The 22,262-nt window shown below is 42.1% G+C and carries 14 protein-coding genes and 1 pseudogene; 9 read left to right on the top strand and 6 right to left on the bottom strand.

Annotated elements, in window-relative coordinates; genetic code table 11:
* Positions 1-71: 71 nt before the first annotated feature.
* Positions 72-1,889, bottom strand: a complete 1,818-nt coding sequence (locus tag HWQ42_RS21660; protein ID WP_292816016.1) for a tetratricopeptide repeat protein — start codon at positions 1,887-1,889, stop codon at positions 72-74.
* A gap of 531 nt (positions 1,890-2,420) precedes the next feature.
* Positions 2,421-2,615, bottom strand: a complete 195-nt coding sequence (locus tag HWQ42_RS21655) for a hypothetical protein (protein ID WP_094350397.1) — start codon at positions 2,613-2,615, stop codon at positions 2,421-2,423.
* Positions 2,616-3,000: 385 nt separating this feature from the next.
* On the opposite strand from HWQ42_RS21655, the pseudogene HWQ42_RS21650 reads away from it, so the two are divergent.
* Positions 3,001-3,233, top strand: a pseudogene (locus HWQ42_RS21650) (sulfurtransferase); the annotation flags it as partial.
* A gap of 19 nt (positions 3,234-3,252) precedes the next feature.
* On the opposite strand, the gene HWQ42_RS21645 reads toward HWQ42_RS21650, so the two are convergent.
* Positions 3,253-6,420, bottom strand: coding sequence for a plasmid replication protein, CyRepA1 family (locus tag HWQ42_RS21645; protein WP_292816014.1), 3,168 nt, complete (start codon positions 6,418-6,420; stop codon positions 3,253-3,255).
* 649 nt (positions 6,421-7,069) lie between these two features.
* On the opposite strand from HWQ42_RS21645, the gene HWQ42_RS21640 reads away from it, so the two are divergent.
* Positions 7,070-7,471 (top strand): DUF4278 domain-containing protein, encoded by a 402-nt coding sequence (locus HWQ42_RS21640; protein WP_292816012.1) that lies wholly within the window; start codon positions 7,070-7,072, stop codon positions 7,469-7,471.
* Positions 7,472-7,960: 489 nt separating this feature from the next.
* Positions 7,961-8,776: a hypothetical protein gene (locus HWQ42_RS21635; protein ID WP_292816010.1), complete on the top strand. Its 816-nt coding sequence runs from the start codon at positions 7,961-7,963 to the stop codon at positions 8,774-8,776.
* Between the two features lie 1,123 nt (positions 8,777-9,899).
* Here the strand turns inward: HWQ42_RS21635 and bchB are convergent.
* On the bottom strand, positions 9,900-11,426 hold the full coding sequence (gene bchB, locus HWQ42_RS21630) for a ferredoxin:protochlorophyllide reductase (ATP-dependent) subunit B (RefSeq protein ID WP_292816008.1): 1,527 nt from the start codon (positions 11,424-11,426) through the stop codon (positions 9,900-9,902).
* Between the two features lie 529 nt (positions 11,427-11,955).
* On the opposite strand from bchB, the gene HWQ42_RS21625 reads away from it, so the two are divergent.
* Positions 11,956-12,648, top strand: a complete 693-nt coding sequence (locus tag HWQ42_RS21625) for a Uma2 family endonuclease (protein WP_292816006.1) — start codon at positions 11,956-11,958, stop codon at positions 12,646-12,648.
* Between the two features lie 32 nt (positions 12,649-12,680).
* Here the strand turns inward: HWQ42_RS21625 and HWQ42_RS21620 are convergent, their stop codons facing one another.
* Positions 12,681-13,793 carry a DUF6745 domain-containing protein gene (locus HWQ42_RS21620; RefSeq protein ID WP_292816004.1) on the bottom strand — a complete coding sequence of 371 codons (1,113 nt, stop codon included), beginning with the start codon at positions 13,791-13,793 and terminating at the stop codon, positions 12,681-12,683.
* Positions 13,780-14,073, bottom strand: a complete 294-nt coding sequence (locus HWQ42_RS21615; protein WP_094350307.1) for a hypothetical protein — start codon at positions 14,071-14,073, stop codon at positions 13,780-13,782. Before HWQ42_RS21615 ends, HWQ42_RS21620 begins: the two co-directional genes overlap by 14 nt.
* 530 nt (positions 14,074-14,603) lie before the next feature.
* Between HWQ42_RS21615 and topA the strand changes: the two genes are divergently transcribed.
* From topA to HWQ42_RS21590, 5 genes are all read left to right on the top strand, one after another.
* The gene (gene topA, locus HWQ42_RS21610) at positions 14,604-17,255 is read left to right on the top strand and encodes a type I DNA topoisomerase (protein ID WP_292816002.1); all 2,652 of its coding nucleotides are present in this window, start codon (positions 14,604-14,606) and stop codon (positions 17,253-17,255) included.
* A gap of 397 nt (positions 17,256-17,652) precedes the next feature.
* Entirely contained in the window at positions 17,653-17,793 is a 141-nt protein-coding gene (locus HWQ42_RS21605; protein ID WP_012410890.1) for a hypothetical protein, read from the top strand.
* A gap of 22 nt (positions 17,794-17,815) precedes the next feature.
* Positions 17,816-18,265, top strand: coding sequence for a type II 3-dehydroquinate dehydratase (gene aroQ / locus HWQ42_RS21600; RefSeq protein WP_292816116.1), 450 nt, complete (start codon positions 17,816-17,818; stop codon positions 18,263-18,265).
* A gap of 79 nt (positions 18,266-18,344) precedes the next feature.
* Positions 18,345-19,289 (top strand): ADP-ribosylglycohydrolase family protein, encoded by a 945-nt coding sequence (locus tag HWQ42_RS21595; protein ID WP_292816000.1) that lies wholly within the window; start codon positions 18,345-18,347, stop codon positions 19,287-19,289.
* 210 nt (positions 19,290-19,499) lie between these two features.
* Positions 19,500-22,226, top strand: a complete 2,727-nt coding sequence (locus HWQ42_RS21590) for an HD family phosphohydrolase (protein ID WP_292815998.1) — start codon at positions 19,500-19,502, stop codon at positions 22,224-22,226.
* Positions 22,227-22,262 lie beyond the last annotated feature (36 nt).

Below are 22,262 nucleotides of genomic sequence, written 5' to 3'. Positions count from 1 at the left end.
CCCTTGTAAAGGGGGGAAATAAATCTAGTTCCCTCCCCTTTACAAGGGGAGGGTTAGGGTGGGGTAAAAGCTCAAAGCTGTTCAATTAGCTCAACAATTTGTTGATAATACTGGATATTCCCTTCTTGGTGATATAAGTCTGCGGATTTCTGGAAATCGGCAATTGCTCCTTGAGAGTCTCCCAGATTGCGATAGACATCTGCTCGAAGAATGTAAGCCGAAGCCCAATTAGGCTGACGCTGTAAGGCTTGATTTAAGTCTGCAAGCGCTCCTTGTAAGTCTCCCAACAGGGAACGACTACGGCCCCGATTGTACCAGTCTTCGGCAAAGCTAGGGTCGATCGCGATCGCTCGACTGTAATCTTCTATTGCGCGTTGATAATCTTCTAGGGCATAGCGAGCATTGGCGCGATCGCTGTAAAATGCAGCAGATTGGGGATTGATTTGCAAAGCTTGGGTGTAATCTGCGATCGCACTTTCATAAGCTTCTAAAGCATAATGGGTAGAACCTCGGTTGTAATATGCTTCAATTAAATCAGGATTAATTTTTAATGCTTGATTATAATCTGCGAGCGCTCCTTGTTCATCCCCCAAAAGACGACGAGCATTTCCCCGATTGCAGTACGCTTGGGAAAAATCAGGAACAAGCTTTATCGCTTGAGTGTTATCATCAATTGCTCCTTGTAAATCTTGCAGGGCTTCACGAGCAATACTCCGACCATAATAAGCTGCGGCTAATTTATCATTAATTTGCAATGCTTGATCGTAATCTTTAATTGCGCCTTTATGATCTCCTACAGAACGACGAGCCGCCGCGCGATCGCAATATCCTTCTGCTAAGTTAGGATTGAGTTGTAATAGGCGATTGCTATCTTCAATTGCACCTTGATAATCTCCCAATCGCCGACGAGCATTAGCCCGAAAGCCATATACTAAAGCTAGAGTCGGGTTTTCTTGTAATGCTTGGTTATAATCTGCGATCGCACCCTGATAGTCTTCAAGAGTACTACGAATCAAACCCCGCTCAGAATAGGCTTGCACATCATCAGGATTCAGCTTTAATGCTTGGTTAAAGTCTTCAATTGCTTCATGATAGTTCTTGAGGTGAGCAAGCACCAGACCTCGATTATAGTACGCTCCGGCAAAGTTAGGATTGATTTTTAGGGCGTGGTTGTAATCTGCGATTGCACTTTGATAATCTGCTAAAGCGTAGTGAGCATTACCTCGGTTATGATAAGCTTCCGCCAAGTTAGGATCTAATTCTAATGCCTGGTTGTGGTCAGCGATCGCTTCCTGATAATTGCCTAAAATATGGTGAATATTGCCGCGATTGCTATAAGCTGCGGCAAAATGGGGATGCCATTGTAAAGCTTGCTGAAAATCTGCGATTGCCCCTTGACGATCGCCGCACTCAAAAAGAGTTACGCCGCGATTATGATAAGCGTTGGCAATATCAATATTAATATTATCAGCTAATTGGGTACTCATTTCGATAGTTTGGATATAATCTGCGATCGCTTTGTCGTAGTTTTCCAAAGCAAAGTAGGCATTCCCGCGGCTGTGGTAAGATTGCGCCAGATTAGGATCGATTTGTAATGCTACGTTATGATCTGCGATCGCTCCTTCATAATCGGCTAAAAAGTAACGAGCATTAGCCCGGTTGTAATAGGCTGTGGCAAAATTGGGATTGATTTCGATGGCGCGATTGAAGTTAGCGATCGCATTGCGATAATCTTTGAGTTGACCACTTAAAATCAGCCCTAGATTATGGTAAGCTTCGGGATAGTCAGGATTTAACTTGATTGCTTGGGTGTAAGCTGCGATCGCTGCTTGATAATCTCCTTGCAAATTTTGGTTTAATCCTTGGTTAAAAAAATTTTCAGCATTCATATAATTTTTTGGCTTTTGACATTCTCAAGCCTAAAGCATCAGGATTCTTAACGATATGTTTTGAAAATCATTCCAACTACTGTTGTGGCTGTTGGTAAGATTTTTTATTTCAATTTTGCGAATGGATTTCATTTATTTGAAAGTTTGCTGTTGTTATAGGAAAGTGCATATTGATTTTTGTTTCAATCCTGCTAAACATTACTTAAGTTTAGGGTGCGCCTTCTGACGTAAGCGTTGCGATCGCGATGGTGGACTAAATAATCATAATTATGTACGTATAATTAGCTATAATTCCCAGAGTCATTGCACTCCACCCGCGAGGTGCTTCTCCCAGGGGGAGACGCTGCGCGTAGCTTGCTTCCCCGGAGGGGTATAAGTCGGGAAACCCGCTGTTAGCACCTGGCTATTTGGGCTTCTTCGGGTTTAATAATTAATCAAGCGGACATGATATTAGGCATTTAATCCACCATTGTTGAGTTGAGTTACTAATGACCGATGCAGTTAAACCTTGACTCGTCCTCGGAGTCAGCTTTACTCCTGATCAACTTTTTCGATGTCATCAGGTGTACCAGTGGCAGAAATTTTTGATGTACCAGATTTACCTGCACCGGAGTTACCACCAGAAGCACCAGCACCCCCTGAGTGTTTAGAATCCGTGTTGCCTTGTTCTTCTTGGAGCTGTTCAAGCCGGTTTTTTTCTTGAGCTTTATCTTTTTGGTCAGCCATATCTTATTTACATTTTTCGCGTAGCGATCGCTTTTAACTTTAACATTTTCCCGATTCTTGCGACATAACTAAACAAATGCTTTTAATTGGAGCTTCTAGACTGCGTTGCCGCAATAGCTTACTCCCTTTAAGACTCGCTTGTTGATTTTTGGATTATGAGATTGCCCAAATCCCTTTGCACACATCGTTGTAGTGCCTCGAAATTTACGTGCAGACCCGATTGTGAACATAATTGGTGGAGCGATGAGCAAAAGCGCAAACAGAATGTATTGATTTGGTCAGTTTTAAAACAACATAGGCACAAAAGTTATCTCATAACATTCAACATTCATTCTTCTGTGATTTGCATGACAAAAGGCTCTCTCTAGCGAGGGCGATAATGCCTAATAGTAAGACAACATCAGCATTTTCCGATCGCCAGATGAAATCCGAGAAATTTGTCAATCTGTAGGTATTACTTTAGAGTCCATTGTGTACATTTACTGCTTTAAAGGTTCAAGGGCTGCCAATACATTGATAGCCCTCGAAGAGGCAGGTATTTCTGCCAGAAATTATTTTGGCTCTTGGAATGAATGGTTTCGTGACTTATCACTACCCATTGATAGCAGAGTAATGTGAAGAAGGTAATTCAGGATTGCTATATCATGGATACTGGGACAGTAGACATAGATAATCTATGGTCTACCTTTTCAGACTTCGTTTGCATAATTTCAAACTTCCAGTCTGAAGAATAATCAGGCAACTCATAACCAACACTCTTAACATGAGCCAACATCAACTCATCTCGTTGATGCCAAACAGCAAATATTTTCTCCCTGCCATCATATAGCGTTTCTAAATCAATTTGATAAACCTCATTTACTCGCTTCAGCTTCAAACCCAACAAATTTAACAGTCGGCTGAGTATTTTTATTGCCGAAACCTGCTCTTTCTCCCCGACTAAATTAATACCAAGCGCTCTTTTAATATGTTTACTATGCTGAAAAGCAATATTTTTTAGCAATATCAAATCTGTATCGTTTTCATGAAATTCACGTTTTTCTTCGAGGAACTGAAGCATTCCTAAAGCTCTCATAGCTTCAACTTTTAGCGTATAAGTTTTTAAATCTGGGAGAAAAACTTTTCCTTCACCCCAAGATAATTGCTGATGCCATTCTTGCTCATCTCTAACGTGAAAATACTCGCTTTCATGAGTTAAATAATAGTGAATTAACAGTTGACTATAATATCCTTGTTCATCCTGTAATTTCAGCCAAGGAGTAATTTCTACACCATATCTTTGTCTAAGAACATATTTATTAATTTGGTTGCGTTCTCCATCCGTTAGGGAATGCTTAACTAACATCTGCTCATATTCCACATAATCGATATCTTTAGCATTGGCAACAGCAGATGCTACTGATAGTTGATTTTGCTGCTTAATATCTTTAATTTTACGTTTAATTTCTTTAGCCTTTTGACGACTTTGTGCCCAATCTTTTTGAACCTTAACAATTTCTAAAATTAACCTTTTGCGCGTAGCTAAATCATCGGCATCGGTTGCCAAAAATGCCAGACGTAAATCTCGAATAATATTATTGTGAACCGCATTACTCCGCACCTGAATTTGATGCCCATCAGCAATTAAACCATCTTGCATCGATTGTCGGTAAAGGCGAATAGAAGCATTTACCCTTGCAGATAACTTCGCCCAAGTTCGCAAATGAATCGGGTCATAAACTAAGGGTAAATCCACATCTATTTTATGTAGGGGACTCAGCAAAGCTAAGTTTTCTTTTTGATTTTCTTGATACCAATCAGATAACAAGCGATAATTTGTACTCCCACTACCAATTAGACCAATACCTCGTTTAGCACACCAGACAACACGCGGTACATCATCCCTGACTCTTGCTAACGCTTGTCTTGCTTCCGAGTCAGGAATTACCCCTTGAAAAATGCCATAAACCCGATCGAAATGTTGGACATCAATACTAATTCCTGTACCAAGGCTAGGGGTAACGAAAACTCCATCATATTCAGATATTTTTTGATTAATCGCTGCAATAAAATCAACCGCTGCGTGACCAGGTGTATTTGTTGTGTGACTACTAACCACCAGCGTTTTAGGAAATTGTCGCCGTAATTTTTGTAGCCGTTCTTTCAGATAACGTTCAATTGTTTCACAGCTATAACGCCCAGCCCGACTATCGGTAGTAACATAACATTTACGTCCAGCAAGTAAATCCAATTCCAGTTGGTGAATTAGCGGTGTTGGATTTGGTGAATCATAAAAAGTCACATCCCAACCTTGTTGAGGCTTCCACTGATTGAGAACTACCCAAGGTGTTAATTTAATTCCTGCCAGTCCTTGTAAATATTCAAGTGAAACATCTGATAAATCAGCATCTTGAGCAATTACTAACCCTCCACTGGTTAAAACTGTTGCAATTAGTTGCTGGAATAGTTTTAATATTTTTACCCGCTTGTGCTTACAAGTATTACTATTTAACAGATGCCATAAAGATTGCTCTACTTCATCTAAAATTACTATTGCTCCTCGCCAATTTTCTGGGTTAAGTTTCCAAATTGAATCAACACACAAGCCGAGGGATTGCTGAGGAAAGAGAGAGCGCAGTATGGGAGGAGCGGGGGTAAGTGTTTTATCAATCCTTTTTTCCCCATCGTCTTTATGTGTTCCCCATTGAATACCAATTTTTTCACACAAGAATCGTCCAAGTAGGATTCTGTGAGTAATTAATAAAACTGGTTGGTTTCGACTTTTTGCTTGTTGAACAACGCCTTGCAATGCCGTAGTTTTCCCCGTTCCTTTCGCTGATTTGACTCCTACTAATCCAGAAGTGGGAAAAGGTATTTCACCTATATAAGGACGGTTGAAGGTAAGTGCCGCAGGAATACTTAACTCAGTGTGGGGTTTGGTTTGAGCAAGATAAATTTCTAAATCAACACTTTGGCGATAAACTTTATCAAAACTACTTGCACCCTTAGCAACAATAAATTCATCAACCCCTTTTTCTATACCCGGAAGTTCGATGACTTTCACAGGACAATTTTTTTGCTGAAATAAACAGCCAAGTTGAGAAATAGCATTATTTACAGCAGTAATTGTCTTGGGTTGAGTTTCAAAATCAAAGCAAATGTAAAAGCTGCGCTTTGTAATCGCAAACGCGGCTAAATCAGGAATTAGCTGACGACTGGTAACTTTACCAAATTCATCTTTCACAACCCGATAACCACTGGTAATTCCGGGAATGGCAATGGCTACATATCCTTGCGTCAACAACGTGGCTGCTTTCTTTACACCCTCGCAGATGATGAGGGGAATGTTCTGTTGCATCACCCATTGCCAAAAGCCTCCAGCCTCGCCATCAGGAGTAATGGTGATATTTTCAGGCATGACCAGATTGTAACGCCCAGCGACTTGCTGCCACACTTGCAACGTTACCCGCAAACAAAACACTCGCGTTGGCGTGCTGGGAGGATGCTCGTACTTGATGGACTTGCCATTGTGATTTTGTCGGGGTTGGTTTGGCTTAAAGCATCCCCATTCCATCATTTGCCAATTATTCAGATGGTCTAGTCCCGAACACCACCAACCACCTTCTGTGATGTGAGCATAACGCTGCAACCAACTACTTCTCACCATTCCGGTATTGGTGCGGGGGAGTAGTTCAGAAATCAACAGGTACTCATAAGCTGTTACACCTTGGAGTGACCTAAAATTGAGATGCACTAAGTGTAAGTCTATACCACTACTCTTGACTAATTCTTCAAGGTGTTGGGGGTGTAAATAGTGCAGATGCATAGGGAAAGGCGCGAAGGGAAGACAATGAGATTAAAACAGTAACATGCATCTGCTTTTTTTTAATACGCGAGATTGCGAGGCTTTGATGATGCTTTTTTTACTTCATTGCCGGAGACACATCGGTTAGAACTGTAGTGGGTTATTCTGCCTATTAGATCCCCGAAGTAATAATTTTGTATTGTGATATTTGTTCGCTTTTAATTTTTATTTATCAGTAAATTTCTGCGTTAAGGAATGCGATCGCGGTATAACATCGCTATAAGGTAATATCTTCATATACTCCAGCAAAGCCTTTACACTGAGCATCCACTCTGTACCACGCCTGTAACCTCTCTGAATGAATAAAGACAAAAACGCTCACTGCTCCAAAGGTTTGAGATAGCCTTGAGTATTAATTTTTCTTTGCGATCGCAGCTAATACAGATAACTTGACGTAAAACTTTTACCTCAGTAGCACGGTAACTTCTCAAGCTGATTGGAGGTAAAATAAACAACAACTTTTAAAATAAGTTCAATCTGCTTTATAAACCCTTTGCTTTTAGTTGCGAATGTAGGAAATATGGCTTTGTACTTTTTCATTTTTCCGTGTGTTTGTTTCATCACTGGCTATTTTTTATTTAAAAATAGAAATAATGAAATCTCACATTTAGTGACTGTATTTGCAGCTATCAGCCTGATTTTGGGTTTAATGTTAGCTCCTTGGCAGATTTTACTTCTACTATTAATTCTTATTCTTGTCAGTACAATCTCCGAATATTATACAAGCAAAGTAGGCAGCAGAGAAACACAATATACACAACAGCCAATTCCCAAATCGGAACCAGATTATCACTTAATCTACCGTGGGGCTTGCTATCGTCATGACCTCAACGCCAAATTAGATGGGGAAACCACACCATCAGTAACCCATAAGTTGAGCTTTCGGGGATGTACTTATTTTGTTGGTGCCGATCCTAATACCCAATCGACTGGAATCATTACACCACAAGCAACTCATAAGTTGGGCTTTCGGGGAAGCACCTATTCTATAAATAGAACTACACACAGATAAATTAAAGAGCAAGGCAGTTAGAAACTTGGTGCAAGTCTCTGAAAGTTTACATTTTATTGGCTCATACCTTCCAAATCCAAGAGGCGATGTCTACAATGGACTATGAGGTACTAGTGCTATTTATGCCAAATTCTGCTGTAGCACCTGCAATTTAATGTAATTATAGACTTGATGCCCAGCAATATGCGATACCAGTGTAGAGCCTAGCAGCGATCGCTATAAATCATAACCATTTTAAGAAATACCTAATATATCTACTTTAAGAAATGGTATTAATATATGGCTTTGTCAAGATTCCTAAACGCACAAATAATGTTAAAAAATAAGAACATATTCTGGAAACTACTGTTGACAAAGCTTATTTTATATGGGTGGAGTGGAACTTCCTTGGTAAAAGAGATATCTAGTTAGTTTGATTCTTAACTATTCACTCCTTGGGGAGGCGGTTAGTCTCCAGAAATAGACAACATATTTTTAACCTGTAAAATTATGTGGAAATCAAAGTTAATATTTAGACTTATACTGTCGGCTGCGGCGATCGCTACTAGCGTACAGCTAAGTTCAGCGAATGACTATGCTATTGCTCAAAGTGCATCTTCAAATCCAACTGTTGAATCTGGGCAACAAAATCAAGCTTTAGAAGATGGCAAGGTTGCTATGGCAGGAGTTGGCATAGGAGCGATTGCAGGCTTACTCATTTCTGGTTTATGGTATCAGAAACGTCGTTACCACAAAATCCAGTCACGTGCCAAAATAAACCGCTTTCGTGAAGAGTTTCTCTGCGGCTCTTTAGCAGATTATTACTTATCTAATTCTAAAGCAAATTCTTCACCTACAAATTCTCGGAAAACTTTACCAGCACCCACTAAAGAAGAATCCCCTACTTGTGAGGAAACTGTCGTAACGCCAACTAAAGAAGAAATATCCGATCCCTCTACTTCTGAAACAAATAATCTAGCAGCAGAACCTACGCCAGCCGTACTATCTGATTCCTTATCTGACTCCTACCACAAGTTAATCGAGGAAATTGTTAATACCGCCCTCAACGATAAAATCAGTTCTCAAGAGTATATATATCGCCAATTAGTAGAAAATGTGAGCAGTGGTGATAGTGAAATCTTTGAACGCTGTTTGAGCGATCGCTTGCATTCCACCCAATCTGAACTACATAAAGTAATAAATTCTCCGAGTTTATTCCAAAACGAGACTCCTGAGTTAAAGAAAGCTCGTTTAAATAGCACCTTGAAGGCATTACAAAGTATTCAAGGGGAATGGGAACAAATCCAAAAACAAAAACTAAATTAAGCTCCAGTTACCGCAGTTGTGCTACAAATTCTCACGGACTGAAAAGCTTCTTGCTTTTCAGTCTTATTACAAAACCGAACTAACATTATTAAATTTATTGGTATGATCGGTTATGATTACTCGCTATAATTGCGAGAAAAATACAAGCGATCGCACTAAGTTTTTACAATAGATAGACATCAAATTTAGGTAGTTATTAACCAAATTCTGGATGAAATACAGCATCTCAAAGTTTATTTTTTGGGGTTAGGTTTCATGCTTCTTCGCCAATACCCAACTTTCTCAACACTTACCCACCATAGCGCATAGCATCCATAATCAGCCATGAGTTTGATTTTTTCTGCCATATATTCACCTTGATGTTATAGAGTATAAAACCTCTTATGCTTTCTACCTGTGTCGATCAAAATTAAGCCCTCCTCACTTTAGTAAGGGGGCTTAAGTATACTAGGGTTTAAATTTTTGTAGCTTATTTCGCTTTTTTGTTTAGGTTAATTTAGTTTGTTTAGGTTAATTTAGTTTGTTTAGGTTAATTTAGTTTGTTTAGGTTAATTTAGTTTGTTTAGGTTAATTTAGTTTGTTTAGGTTAATTTAGTTTGTTTAGGTTAATTTAGTTTGTTTAGATTAATTTAGTTTGTTTAGATTAATTTAGTTTGTTTAGGTTAATTTAGTTTGTTTAGGTTAATTTAGTGCGAGCTTTTGTTTTTATCCCTAGTACACTTTTTTGAGAATGTTTCACTTCTTTTTCAGATTTCCTTTTTTCTCTTTTTCCTGCCACTCAATAACTATATTTCCTGGGCAGGGTAGTAAAGGAATGCTAGGAGTCCCTGGATTGTAGTAGTTCATTAAAGTACACACAAACACAGGTATAAAACAGGCCGGTACACTTATTTTCATTGTAATCTCCTATTCAGTAGCTTGGATAGAACAGTACCTAGTTTGACTAGACTCTGTTTGCAGTTCTGACTTCTGAAGGAGATACAATGCGTCCAAACGCACGTCTTTAATGTAACACTAGCGTACACAAGTGTCAACAGCACAAAGAGCAAGTAGTGAAAAGTAGTGAAAGTAGACCTTACCCCTCATACCCCTCACTACCTACTCTTCTTAGTGTAGCTCTGAACTAAGCCCCGACAGCTTCCTTCGCAGCGTACAACACCTCAGCGTTGATTTCTTTGAAACCGCGATCGCGGGCAAATTTCTCAGTATTACGCTTCACTTTGCCGCGCACAAATCCCGGAATCTTATTCAATTCTGCTTGACCATCTTTTGTCCAATTCAAATCAGAATCAGCAGAAATTCCTCTAGTAATAACTTCTTTGGTATCATGACCACCGAAGATTTCTAATAGGTGATCTTCCATTCCCAAAGTGAAGGAATTGTAGATCAAATCTGTAATCTGATTCGTGCCTTCGTAACCCATAAATGGTTTGTAACCAATGGGGAAGTTTTGGACGTGGATTGGTGCAGCAATTACGCCACAAGGAATATCTAAGCGCTTACCAACATGGCGTTCCATTTGCGTACCGAAAATGGCAGAGGGTTCGACACGAGCGATCGCATCCCCAATTGCACCATGATCTTCGGAAATTAGCACTTCATCGCAATACTCGCTCACCTGTTCGCGGAACCAATCAGCATCATATTTACAGTAAGTACCAGCCCAAACAACATGAATCCCCATTTCTCGCGCCAGAATCTTGGTAATGGCGGCGGCGTGGGTGTTGTCACCAAAAACCACAGCTTTTTTACCAGTCAAGTTTTGACAGTCAATCGAACGGGAGAACCAAGCAGCCTGAGAGACATGGAGGGTTTGCTCATTGATGAAGTTTTCATAGTCAACTTCTGCACCTTGAGCGTTAATTACCTGCTGAATCTTGCGAATACAACGGGCAGTTTCCACTACACCCATTGGAGTAATGTCTATATAAGGTGTGCCAAATTGTTCTTCCAGGTAACGAGCTGTAGTCAAACCGAGTTCGCGGTAAGGCACCAGGTTAAACCAAGCTTGGGACATCTTTTTCAAGTCATTTACCGAAGCACCTTCAGGAATTAAGGTATTTACCTCAATTCCCAAGTCGGACATCAGCCGTTTTAGTTCGGTGCAATCGTGATTGTTGTGGAAACCGAGGGTGGTAGTACCGATAATGTTCACCGAGGGCTTTGCTGTTTTGCCCTCAGCCAATTCGCCCCGCTTCCGAGCTTTTTCAATGTAGTATTGGACAATTTGATCCAAAGTGCGATCGGCGGCTTGCAGTTCGTTGTAGCGGTAGTGGTTAACATCCGCTAGCATGACATCTCCTTTCGCTTCCAACTGCGCCCGTTCGACAAAGTTGTGCAAATCCTCTTGCAAAATGCTGGAGGTACAGGTGGGAGTTAACACAATCAAATCTGGGTGTTCCTCGGCATCCTTGCGGACGATGTTATCTACCACCTTCTCTTGGGAGCCGCGTGCCAAAACGTTGCGATCGACGACACTGGTTGTCACCGGGGTAAAATCCCTCTCCCGCGATAGCATAGAGCGCATGACGTTAAAGTAGTCATCGCCAATGGGGGCGTGCATAATCGCATGAACATTTTTAAAAGAACTAGCGATTCGCAGAGTGCCGATGTGGGCTGGTCCAGCATACATCCAGTAAGCCAATTTCATGTTTGTGTCTCCCTTTTAAACTCAAATAACTAAGTAAGTGGGCGTAAAAAATATAAGATAGAGCTTACCACCAACCCCTTCGGTGCGTAGTTTACCGCCGTAGGCATCGCCCAACGTGCCCTTAGCAGCGAAGGGGAGAGGTTTGGAGAGAGGTATTATCTTTGAATTCAACCCATTTACTTAATAAGTACTTGATTATTAAATCGTTTCTGATTTTCTCAAACCTGTTGGCTGAAAAAAAATAAGGTTTGTTGCGGGTTTTAGGGGAGGAGATATGCCTGAAACCTATTTACTACTTGGGATACAGCTATCAATTTAAACAACAGTTCTGTTCGTTTTGTAAAAAAATCTTAATGTTCCAGTAAATTAGACCTAACCCCCAGCCCCTTCCCTGCAAGAGTAAGATTCAAAGCCTCTCTCCTTTTAGGAGAGAGGTTTGGAGAGAGGTCAGAAGTCCTCATTCCCTAGTCTGCGGCGTTTTTACCTAATTCGTTAGGATGTACACAAGCTCATTTTCAGTACAAAAATTATGGTGAAAACACCCTCCCAGCTTTGGACAATTCCTCCTTTGGAAAATGGCGACAAACTCACCCGCTACGAATTTGAGCGTCGCTACAATGCCACCCCTAACCTGAAAAAAGCTGAATTAATCGAAGGGATTGTCTATATTATGCCAGCTGCTCTGCGTTTCCGAAGTCACGGTCAACCGCATGGTTGGATTTTGACATGCCTTGGTACTTACGAAGCTGCAACTCCTGGTGTAGCGTTGGGAATTGAACCTACCGTCCGCTTAGACTTAGATAACGAACCCCAACCCGATGTTGTTTTGTTGATTGTACCGGAAGCAGGAGGTCAAACGCGGCTGAGTGAAGATGATTATATTGAAGGTGCGCCAGAGTTAGTTGTGGAAATTGCTGCTAGTAGTGCAGCTATCGATCTTCATGGCAAAAAACAAGCTTATCGTCGCAACGGTGTTAAAGAATATATAGTTTGGCAAGTTTTAGACCAAAAATTGACTTGGTTTTCTCTTGAACAGGGTGAATATCTGGAATTAATACCTGACAATGAAGGCATTTTGCAAAGTCGGGTATTTCCAGGGTTGTGGTTAGCGGCGACGGAGTTATTAGCAGGTAATATGCAGGGTGTGTTGAAGGTTTTACAAGCAGGTTTGCAGTCTGCTGAACATGGAGATTTTATCAAGAAATTGGGTAGCGATTCTTGAAAAATTTCTAAATGCGAAAGTCCCTTAAGTAATTATGTTTGCACGCCAAATTCTTCTGGATCTATTCCCCAATTTACCCAGCGAATCGCTTCACGCGCTGAGTTCATATTCGGTGCAACTCGCAAGGCGTGAATAAATCTTGTGCTAGGGCAAGTCATTTTTAGTAAATGAATTGATTCTTCATCAACATCAGCATCAATTTTTAATAGAGTGTATTCATGCCAAGTATCTAATTCAACAGCTTGCAATTCTTGGCAAATTCGGGCGTAACCGATACCCTGAATTAAGACTCGGCGTAGTTCGGCGTTCTCTTCTGTTAAAAGCCATTGAGATTGCCATTGCTCAGGATGAATTTTACCGTATTTTTCAGGCAAGGTTACACCGTGGTAGGAGTAGAGGCTATATCCATCAATAAATTCAATGGCGGGTTCGCCTTCAGCGTGGAGGCGATTTTGATTGTCAAAAGATAATTTTGTGGGGCGATCGCATACTATACAAGTATTTTTACCTGCGAAAATCCAGCCGCACTCTTTGACTACTGACTCAAAGGAATTCCATCTTACTTGATCGTACACACAATTCAAAACCGAAATACAAAAATCCTTGAGACTTGCACAGCAAGCTAATATTTCATAGTGAATGCAGTCCTCCTTGGCATTTTCCACTTCAACTTGTAATTGACTTTCCAATTGTCTGTCTAATTCGCTCCATAATTCCCAGCAATGGTTACAATTATTCAAACTATTCTCTAGTTTTGTTTTTAATTCAAACCTCAGTAGAGAATCAAGTTCGCGATCAATTTGTTTATATAATTCATCCTCTAGGTCGTTACATACGTTTGCAGGCGGTAGTTCATAAATACATAATTCCCCCCACAGATCCGAACCATCCCAACTACTGCCAACCCAACTCCTATCAAGTTCTTGTGATAATTTGCTTAAAGTAGTTATCAAAGCAGCATTCGGGCTATCATAAAAAACTATCTCAGGTTCTTCCATACCAATCAAAACATAAGTAGCTTTGACCGCTTTCGCAGCTTTTTCACAATCAATTCGCTCAGTTGAAAGCGCGATCGCTCTCCACTTCTCCCGATAAACTGGAATCAAAGCCTCTTGCTCAGGCGTTAACTTTTCAATCAGCGACATATCGCCAACCTTCAGGCTCGTATTCCCGTTGAATTTTCACCATCCAGTCACCTTGGGGAATAGAAATAGCTTTATGCTCCTCATGAGCTAGCAATGCCGACTCTGAAAACACACGTAAATAAAGTGTGCTATCTTTCTCGTATAATTCGGCGTTTCCCTCAGTAATGCGATGCTTATGCCCCGTAACTTCGCCTTCTGCCAAAGTTAAGTGAGGTATTTTTTGTCCTTCAACCTGCTGCACAGGTAGTAAGATAACATCACCCTGACGAATTGGTTTCATGGTTTTGCTTTCCTGACATGGGTACAAATCCCACTTCGCTTTTGCTCTCAAGTTTGATTTAATTTTGGCACAAGCTCTATTCAAGTGGGGCATTGGGAATTGGGCATAGGGCATAGGGGATTGGGCATTGTGAAGAGGACAAGGAGAAAGACTTGTTAGTCACCTTGTCCCCTTGTCTCCCTGTTCCTTGCTTTCTCATCTTCCATGCCCAATGCCCCATGCCCCATACCCAATGCCCCATACCCAATGCCCAATGCCCCATACCCAATTGAGATATTTTGAAAACTGTAGTCGCCAATTATGCGTTAGATAAGTTAAAGATTGAAATAGCTGGAAATTCAGAGCCAGCGTACCCTCATTTATCCTCTGGGACAGACTGGGCATTAAGTTCAGCGGATTTTCTCCCAAGCAGGCAGTTTATGTGAGGATTAAATCACCGCCCTAAGCGTGACCTTTTATCTTGACAATTTGCAAAAGTTACCTCAATTTGACTGTTTAGCTTAGTAGCTCTTCTTTTTATTGAAATTTCCATGTCAACTCTCGTCATCGTCGAATCTCCAACCAAAGCTCGTACCATTCGCAACTACCTGCCAGCAGGCTATCGGGTGGAGGCGTCTATGGGTCATGTGCGTGACCTTCCTCAGTCGGCTAGTGAAATTCCCGCTGCCGTCAAAGGGGAATCATGGGCGCAGCTAGGGGTAAATGTGGACGCCGACTTTGAACCGGTATATGTTGTCCCGAAAGACAAAAAGAAAATTGTTACCCAGCTCAAAGATGCCCTCAAGGATGTAGATGAACTGATTCTGGCAACGGACGAAGACCGGGAAGGTGAAAGCATTAGTTGGCATTTATACCAATTGCTGAAGCCGAAAGTTCCGACTAAGCGGATGGTGTTTCACGAAATTACCCAAGAGGCGATCAAAAAAGCTCTGAAAAATTGCCGCAATATTGATGAGCAGTTGGTTCGCGCTCAAGAAACCCGGCGGATTTTAGATCGGCTTGTCGGCTATACCCTGTCTCCCCTGCTATGGAAAAAAATCGCCTGGGGATTATCTGCTGGGCGAGTGCAATCTGTAGCCGTGCGACTTTTAGTCACTAGGGAACGCCAACGCCGCGCTTTCCATGAGGGTACGTACTGGGATTTGAAAGCTAGTTTGTCAAAGGAAAAAACCCCCTTTGCTGCCCAGTTGGTAACATTAGGAGGAACCAAAATCGCTAACGGGAGCGATTTTGACGCAACGACCGGACAAATTACCGCAGGTCGCAATGTCTTGTTGCTCAACGAAGAACAAGCGGTAGCACTCAAGGAACGCCTAACTGGGAAAACCTGGAATGTTAACGACATTGAGGAACGCCCAGTGACGCGCAAACCGTCGCCACCGTTCACCACCTCGACGTTGCAGCAAGAATCTAACCGGAAACTGCGCCTCTCAGCTCGTGACACAATGCGGGTTGCCCAGAATTTGTACGAGCAAGGGTATATTACCTATATGCGGACAGATTCGGTACATTTGTCAGATCAAGCGATCGCAGCTGCTCGTAGTTGTGTAGAAAAGCTTTACGGTCAACAATACCTCAGTCCTCAACCCCGGCAATACACTACCAAATCCAAAGGCGCACAAGAAGCCCACGAAGCAATTCGTCCAGCGGGTAGCACCTTCCGCACTCCCCAAGAAACTGCTTTGGGCGGTCGGGAACTTGCCGTTTACGATTTGATTTGGAAGCGGACTGTTGCTTGTCAAATGGCTGATTCCCGGCAAACTCAAATTACTGTGCAATTGCAAGTCGAGGATGCTGGATTCCGTTCTTCTGGCAAACGGATTGAATTTCCTGGATACTTACGTGCCTACGTCGAAGGCTCAGACGACCCGGAAGCAGCACTGGAAGACCAGGAAGTAATTTTGCCGAATCTGAAAGTGGGAGATCGTCCAAATTGTACAGAGCTAGAAGCCGTTGGGCACGAAACTCAACCGCCAGCTAGATACACCGAAGCTTCTTTGGTGAAAACCTTAGAAAGCGAAGGTATCGGTCGTCCCAGTACCTACGCCAGCATTATTGGCACAATCATCGATAAGGGTTATGCCCATTTGGTGACTAATGCTCTCATTCCCACCTTCACCGCTTTTGCCGTCACCGACTTGCTGGAAAAACATTTCCCAGACATTGTTGATCCTAGTTTCACCTCGAAAATGGAGCAAACCCTCGATGACATTGCCACAGGTGAAGCGAAATGGCTGCCCTATTTGCAACAATTTTATCTGGGAGAAAAAGGGCTAGAAACCCTGGTAAAAGAACGGGAAAGTCAGATTGATGCCACCAAAGCGAGGACTGTAGAACTTGAAAATTTAGATGCCAAAGTCCGCATTGGGAAATATGGCCCTTATATTGAAGTCGAAAATGGTGAAGGAGTTATCACCGCTTCAATTCCCAAAGACCTGACACCAGCTGACCTCGACCCCAAACAGGTAGAAGTATTGCTGCGGCAAAAAATCACAGGACCTGACCAGGTAGGTCGCCATCCCGAAACTGGCGAACCAATTTATGTAAAAATTGGTGCTTACGGGCCTTATGTCCAATTGGGTGACAAAACCGACGAAAACCCCAAACCGAAACAAGCCTCCCTACTCAAAGGTGTCACCCCAGAAACCGTTACCCTGGAGATGGCTGTTGGTCTGTTGGCACTACCCCGGACATTAGGAGTTCATCCAGTTACTGGCGGCAAAATTCAAGCAAGTTTAGGACGCTTTGGCCCTTATGTGGTTCATGACCAGGGTAAGGAGGGGAAAGACTACCGCTCCCTAAAAGCTGCTGATAATGTATTGGCAATTAGCCTAGAACGTGCATTGGAACTGTTATCCGAACCAAAAAAAGGGCGCAGTTCTACCAACAGCAAGTCCAAAGCAGCCTTACGCGAATTGGGTACGCATCCAGAGGACGGAGAAACAATTAACATCTACGATGGCCCCTATGGCCCTTACATCAAGCATGGCAAAACTAATGTAAGTATCCCAGAAGGTCAAACGGTAGAAGATGTAACTCTGGCGACAGCGCTGAACTTGTTGGCAGCTAAGGCATCGACTGGGAAATCGACTCGCAAAACGAGTAAATCAACGGCTTCCAAATCTAAGTCAACAGCTAAATCCTCAACGACCGCGGCAAAGAAAAAGGGCACAGAAGGCTAGTGGCAAGTCAAACAATTTTGGATTTTAGATTTACGCTAGCGGTAGCGTTAGCGACTGTGCGTAGCGTCTTTGAGATTTATTTCGCCGATAACGGGCAAGGCATGAATCCCAAAATTCTCTAAATCTAAAATCTAAAATTCGTACTCAATAGTCTATCTAAAGTCCGATTTTTAACTCTTGACCCTTGATATCCATCCTTGATAGGATACAGTTCTGTAGATTCAAATGTGATACTCTAAAAAGTAAGGGAAAACACAACGCTAAATTTTAGAAGTGGCTTATATCCCAAATACGGGATTGTGTATCAGCCGGAGTGGAAGCAGAAGTGCGAAAGTATGTTATTTTCTGCGTACCTGTTAATCAAAAATTGAGGTAGTATCTCAGGAGCGGTCAGTTCATGGACTATATAGAAAAGGTGCTGGAAAAGCTTAAGGAATTAGCTCGTAGGCTAATTGAAAGCCTATTAGGGCCAGAGGCTGAACCGGAACCGGAACTGATTCCGATTCCTGTGAACGATCGCTCGCGCCGTCGCCACTAACCCCAAAGTGGCAAATTCGACGTTGCAACCCTTAAGTATTCTGGCACTGCATGGGCCAAACTTAAATTTACTAGGACAGCGAGAACCAGGAATTTATGGTTTGTTGACACTAGCTGAAATTAACCGCCTGTTAGAAGCAGAAGCATTCAAATTACAGGCGAAAGTTTTTCCTTTGCAGTCAAATCATGAAGGGATTTTGGTAGATAGTATTCATGGCGCGTTAGGGCAACATCAGGGAATTCTGATTAATGCAGGAGCGTACACCCACACAAGTGTGGCCTTGCGAGATGCGATCGCTGCTGTTAATTTGCCCACAGTGGAAGTACATCTGAGTAACATTTACCGCCGAGAAGAATTTCGCCATTATTCCTATATCGCCCCAGTTGCGATCGGGCAAATAAGTGGTTTTGGTGTTCAAAGTTACTTATTGGGCTTACAAGCTTTGATAGATCATTTAAGAGTTAGGAGTTAGAAGTTAGGAATTGGTAGTTGGTAGTAAAGTTAGGAATTAGTAATATTTCATTAACTCCTCACTTTTAACTACATAATTTATGCGTTACTCTCCTATAAGTCGGTTTAAAGGAACTTTACTCGGAGCATTGCTGGGGGGAAGTTTAGCTTCTGGTGGTAAAGTACAGTTTGAGAGTTACCTAGATTTAGGCAGAATGGCGGTTCTGGGTATCCAGAGTTTAATTGCCTTGGGTAGATTAGATTTAGATGATTGGATAGAGCGTCAGCAAGAAGAATCTGCTCATTCAACCGCAACTGATGACATATCGATAAAAATAATTATTGCCACATTACCAATAGCACTTTTTTTTCACGAAAATCCAATTAAGCTCCGACAAAACTTGCTGCGTGTGCTGAAAATCTGGGAGGATGATCCAGTAGTCAGGGATGGAACACTAGCAGTAGGGTATGCGATCGCTCTTGCCCTAAATGAAAAACTTGACCCTCTAACTCTTATCCCCCAAACAATTTCTTTTATCGGAGAAACACCGACATCAATACCAAAAAAATTATTAAGAATCCAGAATTTATTAGAGCAAGGGGCTGGATTATCAACGGCACAAGCTGAGTTTGCTAAGGAAGAAAAGCTCAGTAACATTATTGCTATGGCATTCTACTGCTTTTTAAGTACCTTAGAAGACTTTCGCCTGACAGTTTTGCAGGCTACTCACAATGACAATTCTCAAGTGCAAGATGCTACGTTTCTAGGCTCACAGGCTACAGGTGCAATTACTGGTGCTTTGTCAGGAGCATATAACGGGACAGGCGGAATTCCCGTAAATTGGCAAGTTCTGCTCTTGCAGAGCAATTCTCCAGTATGGGGACTAACTAGCTTTTCCCAAATGTTAGAATTGACCGATGCATTTGTGGGAGTATGGTCAGGAGTGTATAATCTTACCTTAAACCCAAAAGAGTTAACAGAAGAGGAATGTGAGTTAGCTCCGCTTTCAGTTTACGCAGCTCCTCGCGTTATTCGGTCGCGTTAATCTCAAATTAACCAGATAAGGGGTTAAAGGTAGGCAAACTTCCGCCAAAGTGTATTAGTCTCATATACTAGAATTTTTGCAGTAAACCCTTGGACTGATTCTGTAGCTAGCTATTGTGGCAAATCAACCGACTTGCAGCCGCCGCAGATCAAACTTTCCTGATGATTGTCTTTTTTGAACTATCAAAGTTGGCAATTGCAGGCAGAGATAATGAAAATGCATAAATTTTTGCAGTTCTTGAACCAGCAATTGACTCACTGGCGGCGACAGTACAAAACACTACGCCGTAAGGGAAAGTTAATGAGAAGTCCCAAAGGTAAAACCCATAGAAGGGAACTTCTAAGGACTATGCTCAAGAATGTATTCCTGTTTTTATCAAAAACCAATGAGAAAAGCGAACGCCGAAAACAAGAAAGAGCGCTAAGGTCAAAGGCAAAATCGGTCAAAATTAAGAGTAGTATTTATGCAGTTGCTTTAGATTGGGCATATAAACAGCGTTACTCGGTGATTTTGGCGATCGCTGTAATGTCCCTTACTGGTATTATTGGGCATAAATTATACAATCAGACTCAAATCCAAGTAGGACATCCCGCGCCCCAAACGATTACAGCACCTTACACAGCTAGCATTGAAGATCAGAAAAAAACTGAAGCCGAGCGCAAAGCCGTCAGTAAAAGCTCCTTACAGGTGTTAATGCTTGATGCGCGAATCAACGAAACAATCAACGAAAATTTGCAACAACTTCTAGATGATGGCAACGAAATTCGTGCTGTTGCTGGAGCTTTTCCTTTTTTTGATCCTGTAGTTTTATCCATCTCTACCCAACGTTACCTCCGCTCTTGTTCTGAGTTGGAATGGCAAGCATTGCTATCGGCTGTAGAAAATACTAAAAATCAGCAACAGAAGGGAATTGGACAAACCACCGCTTCATCCCGTCCATCATCCATCGCTGCACCCAATCAAAAACGCCAGCCGCACATCACATCCAAATCTGATACTCAGAATCTAGAGAAGACAGAGCCAGTAGATTTTTCTCAAAACACTGATTTTACTCAAGCTGTAGCAGAACTAGAATCTTACCGCCTCACAACTTCTGAGAAAAGCTTGTCCTTAGTGATTGCCGAAATTTCCCAAACACGTCAAAGATATATCCAAGCCACTGCCAAACTTTTAAAGTTAGAGACTGTTAGCCCCGAAGCAGTATATGAAGAATCTCTACTTTTGGATTTATCAGATGTGGAATGGGAAAAAACCCAAATGGGAATCCATGAAAGTATAGAGCGGATTCTCACCCAAGGCATCCCACAAGGACTGCCAAAAAATATCTTGCAAGATGCGGTGAGTTTACAATTACAGACCTTTGTACCAGAATCCGCTGAAACTTTGGCAAAAAATCTGTTGTTAGCTGTACTCAAGCCGAATCTGCAAAAAGATGAAGAACAAACCAGACAAAATGCTCAAAAGGCGGCGGCTGGTGTATCACCCGTGATGGTGAAGGTACGGCAGGGTGAGGTAATTGTCAAAAAAGGAGCGCAGATTACTGCATGGAACTTTGAGGTGCTGGAGCATTATCGCCTGATTCGCCGGGAGGTTAAGTGGCAGGAATTGGTGAAGTTAGGAGGCGTGATTGCGATCGCTATTGGCATTTTTGTCTGGGTAGAACGCCATATTGATTACGAATTGCGACAACGCGATCGCCTGTTGGTGTTACTGCTAACTCTAAGTGTGCCAGGAGTAATCGTCATCGGATTGCCCTATACCACTTGGAGCGCCCTTGGTTTATTGTTGGGAAGCTTTTACGGCCCCACTTTGGGGTTGACAGTTGTCGGGCTGCTGTGGCCGATATTAGGCATTAGCTTGGATATGAGCAAGGCTGCGCTTTTAGCTGGTGTGGGGGGAGGAATATTAGGTAGTTACATTGCCCAACGATTGCGATCGCGTGAAGAGTTAGCATTATTAGGCGTTGCGATCGCCTTAACTCAAGGCGGCATTTACCTTCTTGTTAAAATTTTAATTGGTCAAATATTTGGTTCAACCTGGTATATTGTCTTCCAAGAAGCGGGATTATTTGCTTTATCCGGTTTAGGCTGGAGTATTGTAGCTTTAGGCTTAAGTCCTTATCTAGAAAAAGTGTTTGATTTAGTTACCCCAATTCGCCTAGCAGAATTGGCAAACCCTAACCGCCCTTTATTAAAACGACTTGCTACTGAAACTCCTGGAACCTTTCAACATACCTTACTTGTGGCTACTCTTGCTGAAGCTGCTGCTAAAGAATTAGGATGCAATGTTGAACTAGTCAGGGCTGGAACATTATATCACGATATTGGCAAAATGCACGACCCTCTTGGCTTTATTGAAAATCAAATGGGAGGGCCGAATAAACACGATACTGAGATTAAAGATCCTTGGAAGAGTGCAGAAATTATCAAAAAGCACGTAACGGAAGGGTTGGTAATGGCGCGTAAACACCTTTTACCTACGGCAATTCAAGCTTTTATTCCAGAGCATCAGGGAACGATGCTGATTGCTTATTTCCATCACCAAGCCCAGCAAATGGCTCAGTCAGATCCAAGTTTAACTGTAGACGACGCAGATTTTCGCTACGATGGGCCAATTCCCCAGTCACGGGAAACCGGAATTGTCATGTTAGCAGATTCTTGTGAAGCGGCGCTGCGATCGCTGCAAGCATCGGCTAAATCTGTGGGAGAGAAGCGATCGCTCAAAGATGTCTCCAGCGAACAAGCTTTAGCAATGCTGAATAATATTCTACGTGCCAAATGGCAAGACAATCAACTTGTAGATTCAGGACTAAAACGGGAAGAGATGTCACAAATTGCCCAGATATTTGTGGATGTTTGGCAGCAATTTCATCACAAACGGATTGCTTATCCGAAGTTGAAGGCTAGTAGCACTGGGCGCAGAAATGTTGAATACTGATACAAAACTTTACATAGATAGTTACACTAACTCTAA

It is taken from the genome of Nostoc sp. JL23, assembly GCF_017115065.1.
Lineage (GTDB): Bacteria > Cyanobacteriota > Cyanobacteriia > Cyanobacteriales > Nostocaceae > Nostoc > Nostoc punctiforme_A.
This window is presented reverse-complemented; position numbering and strand designations above follow the sequence as displayed.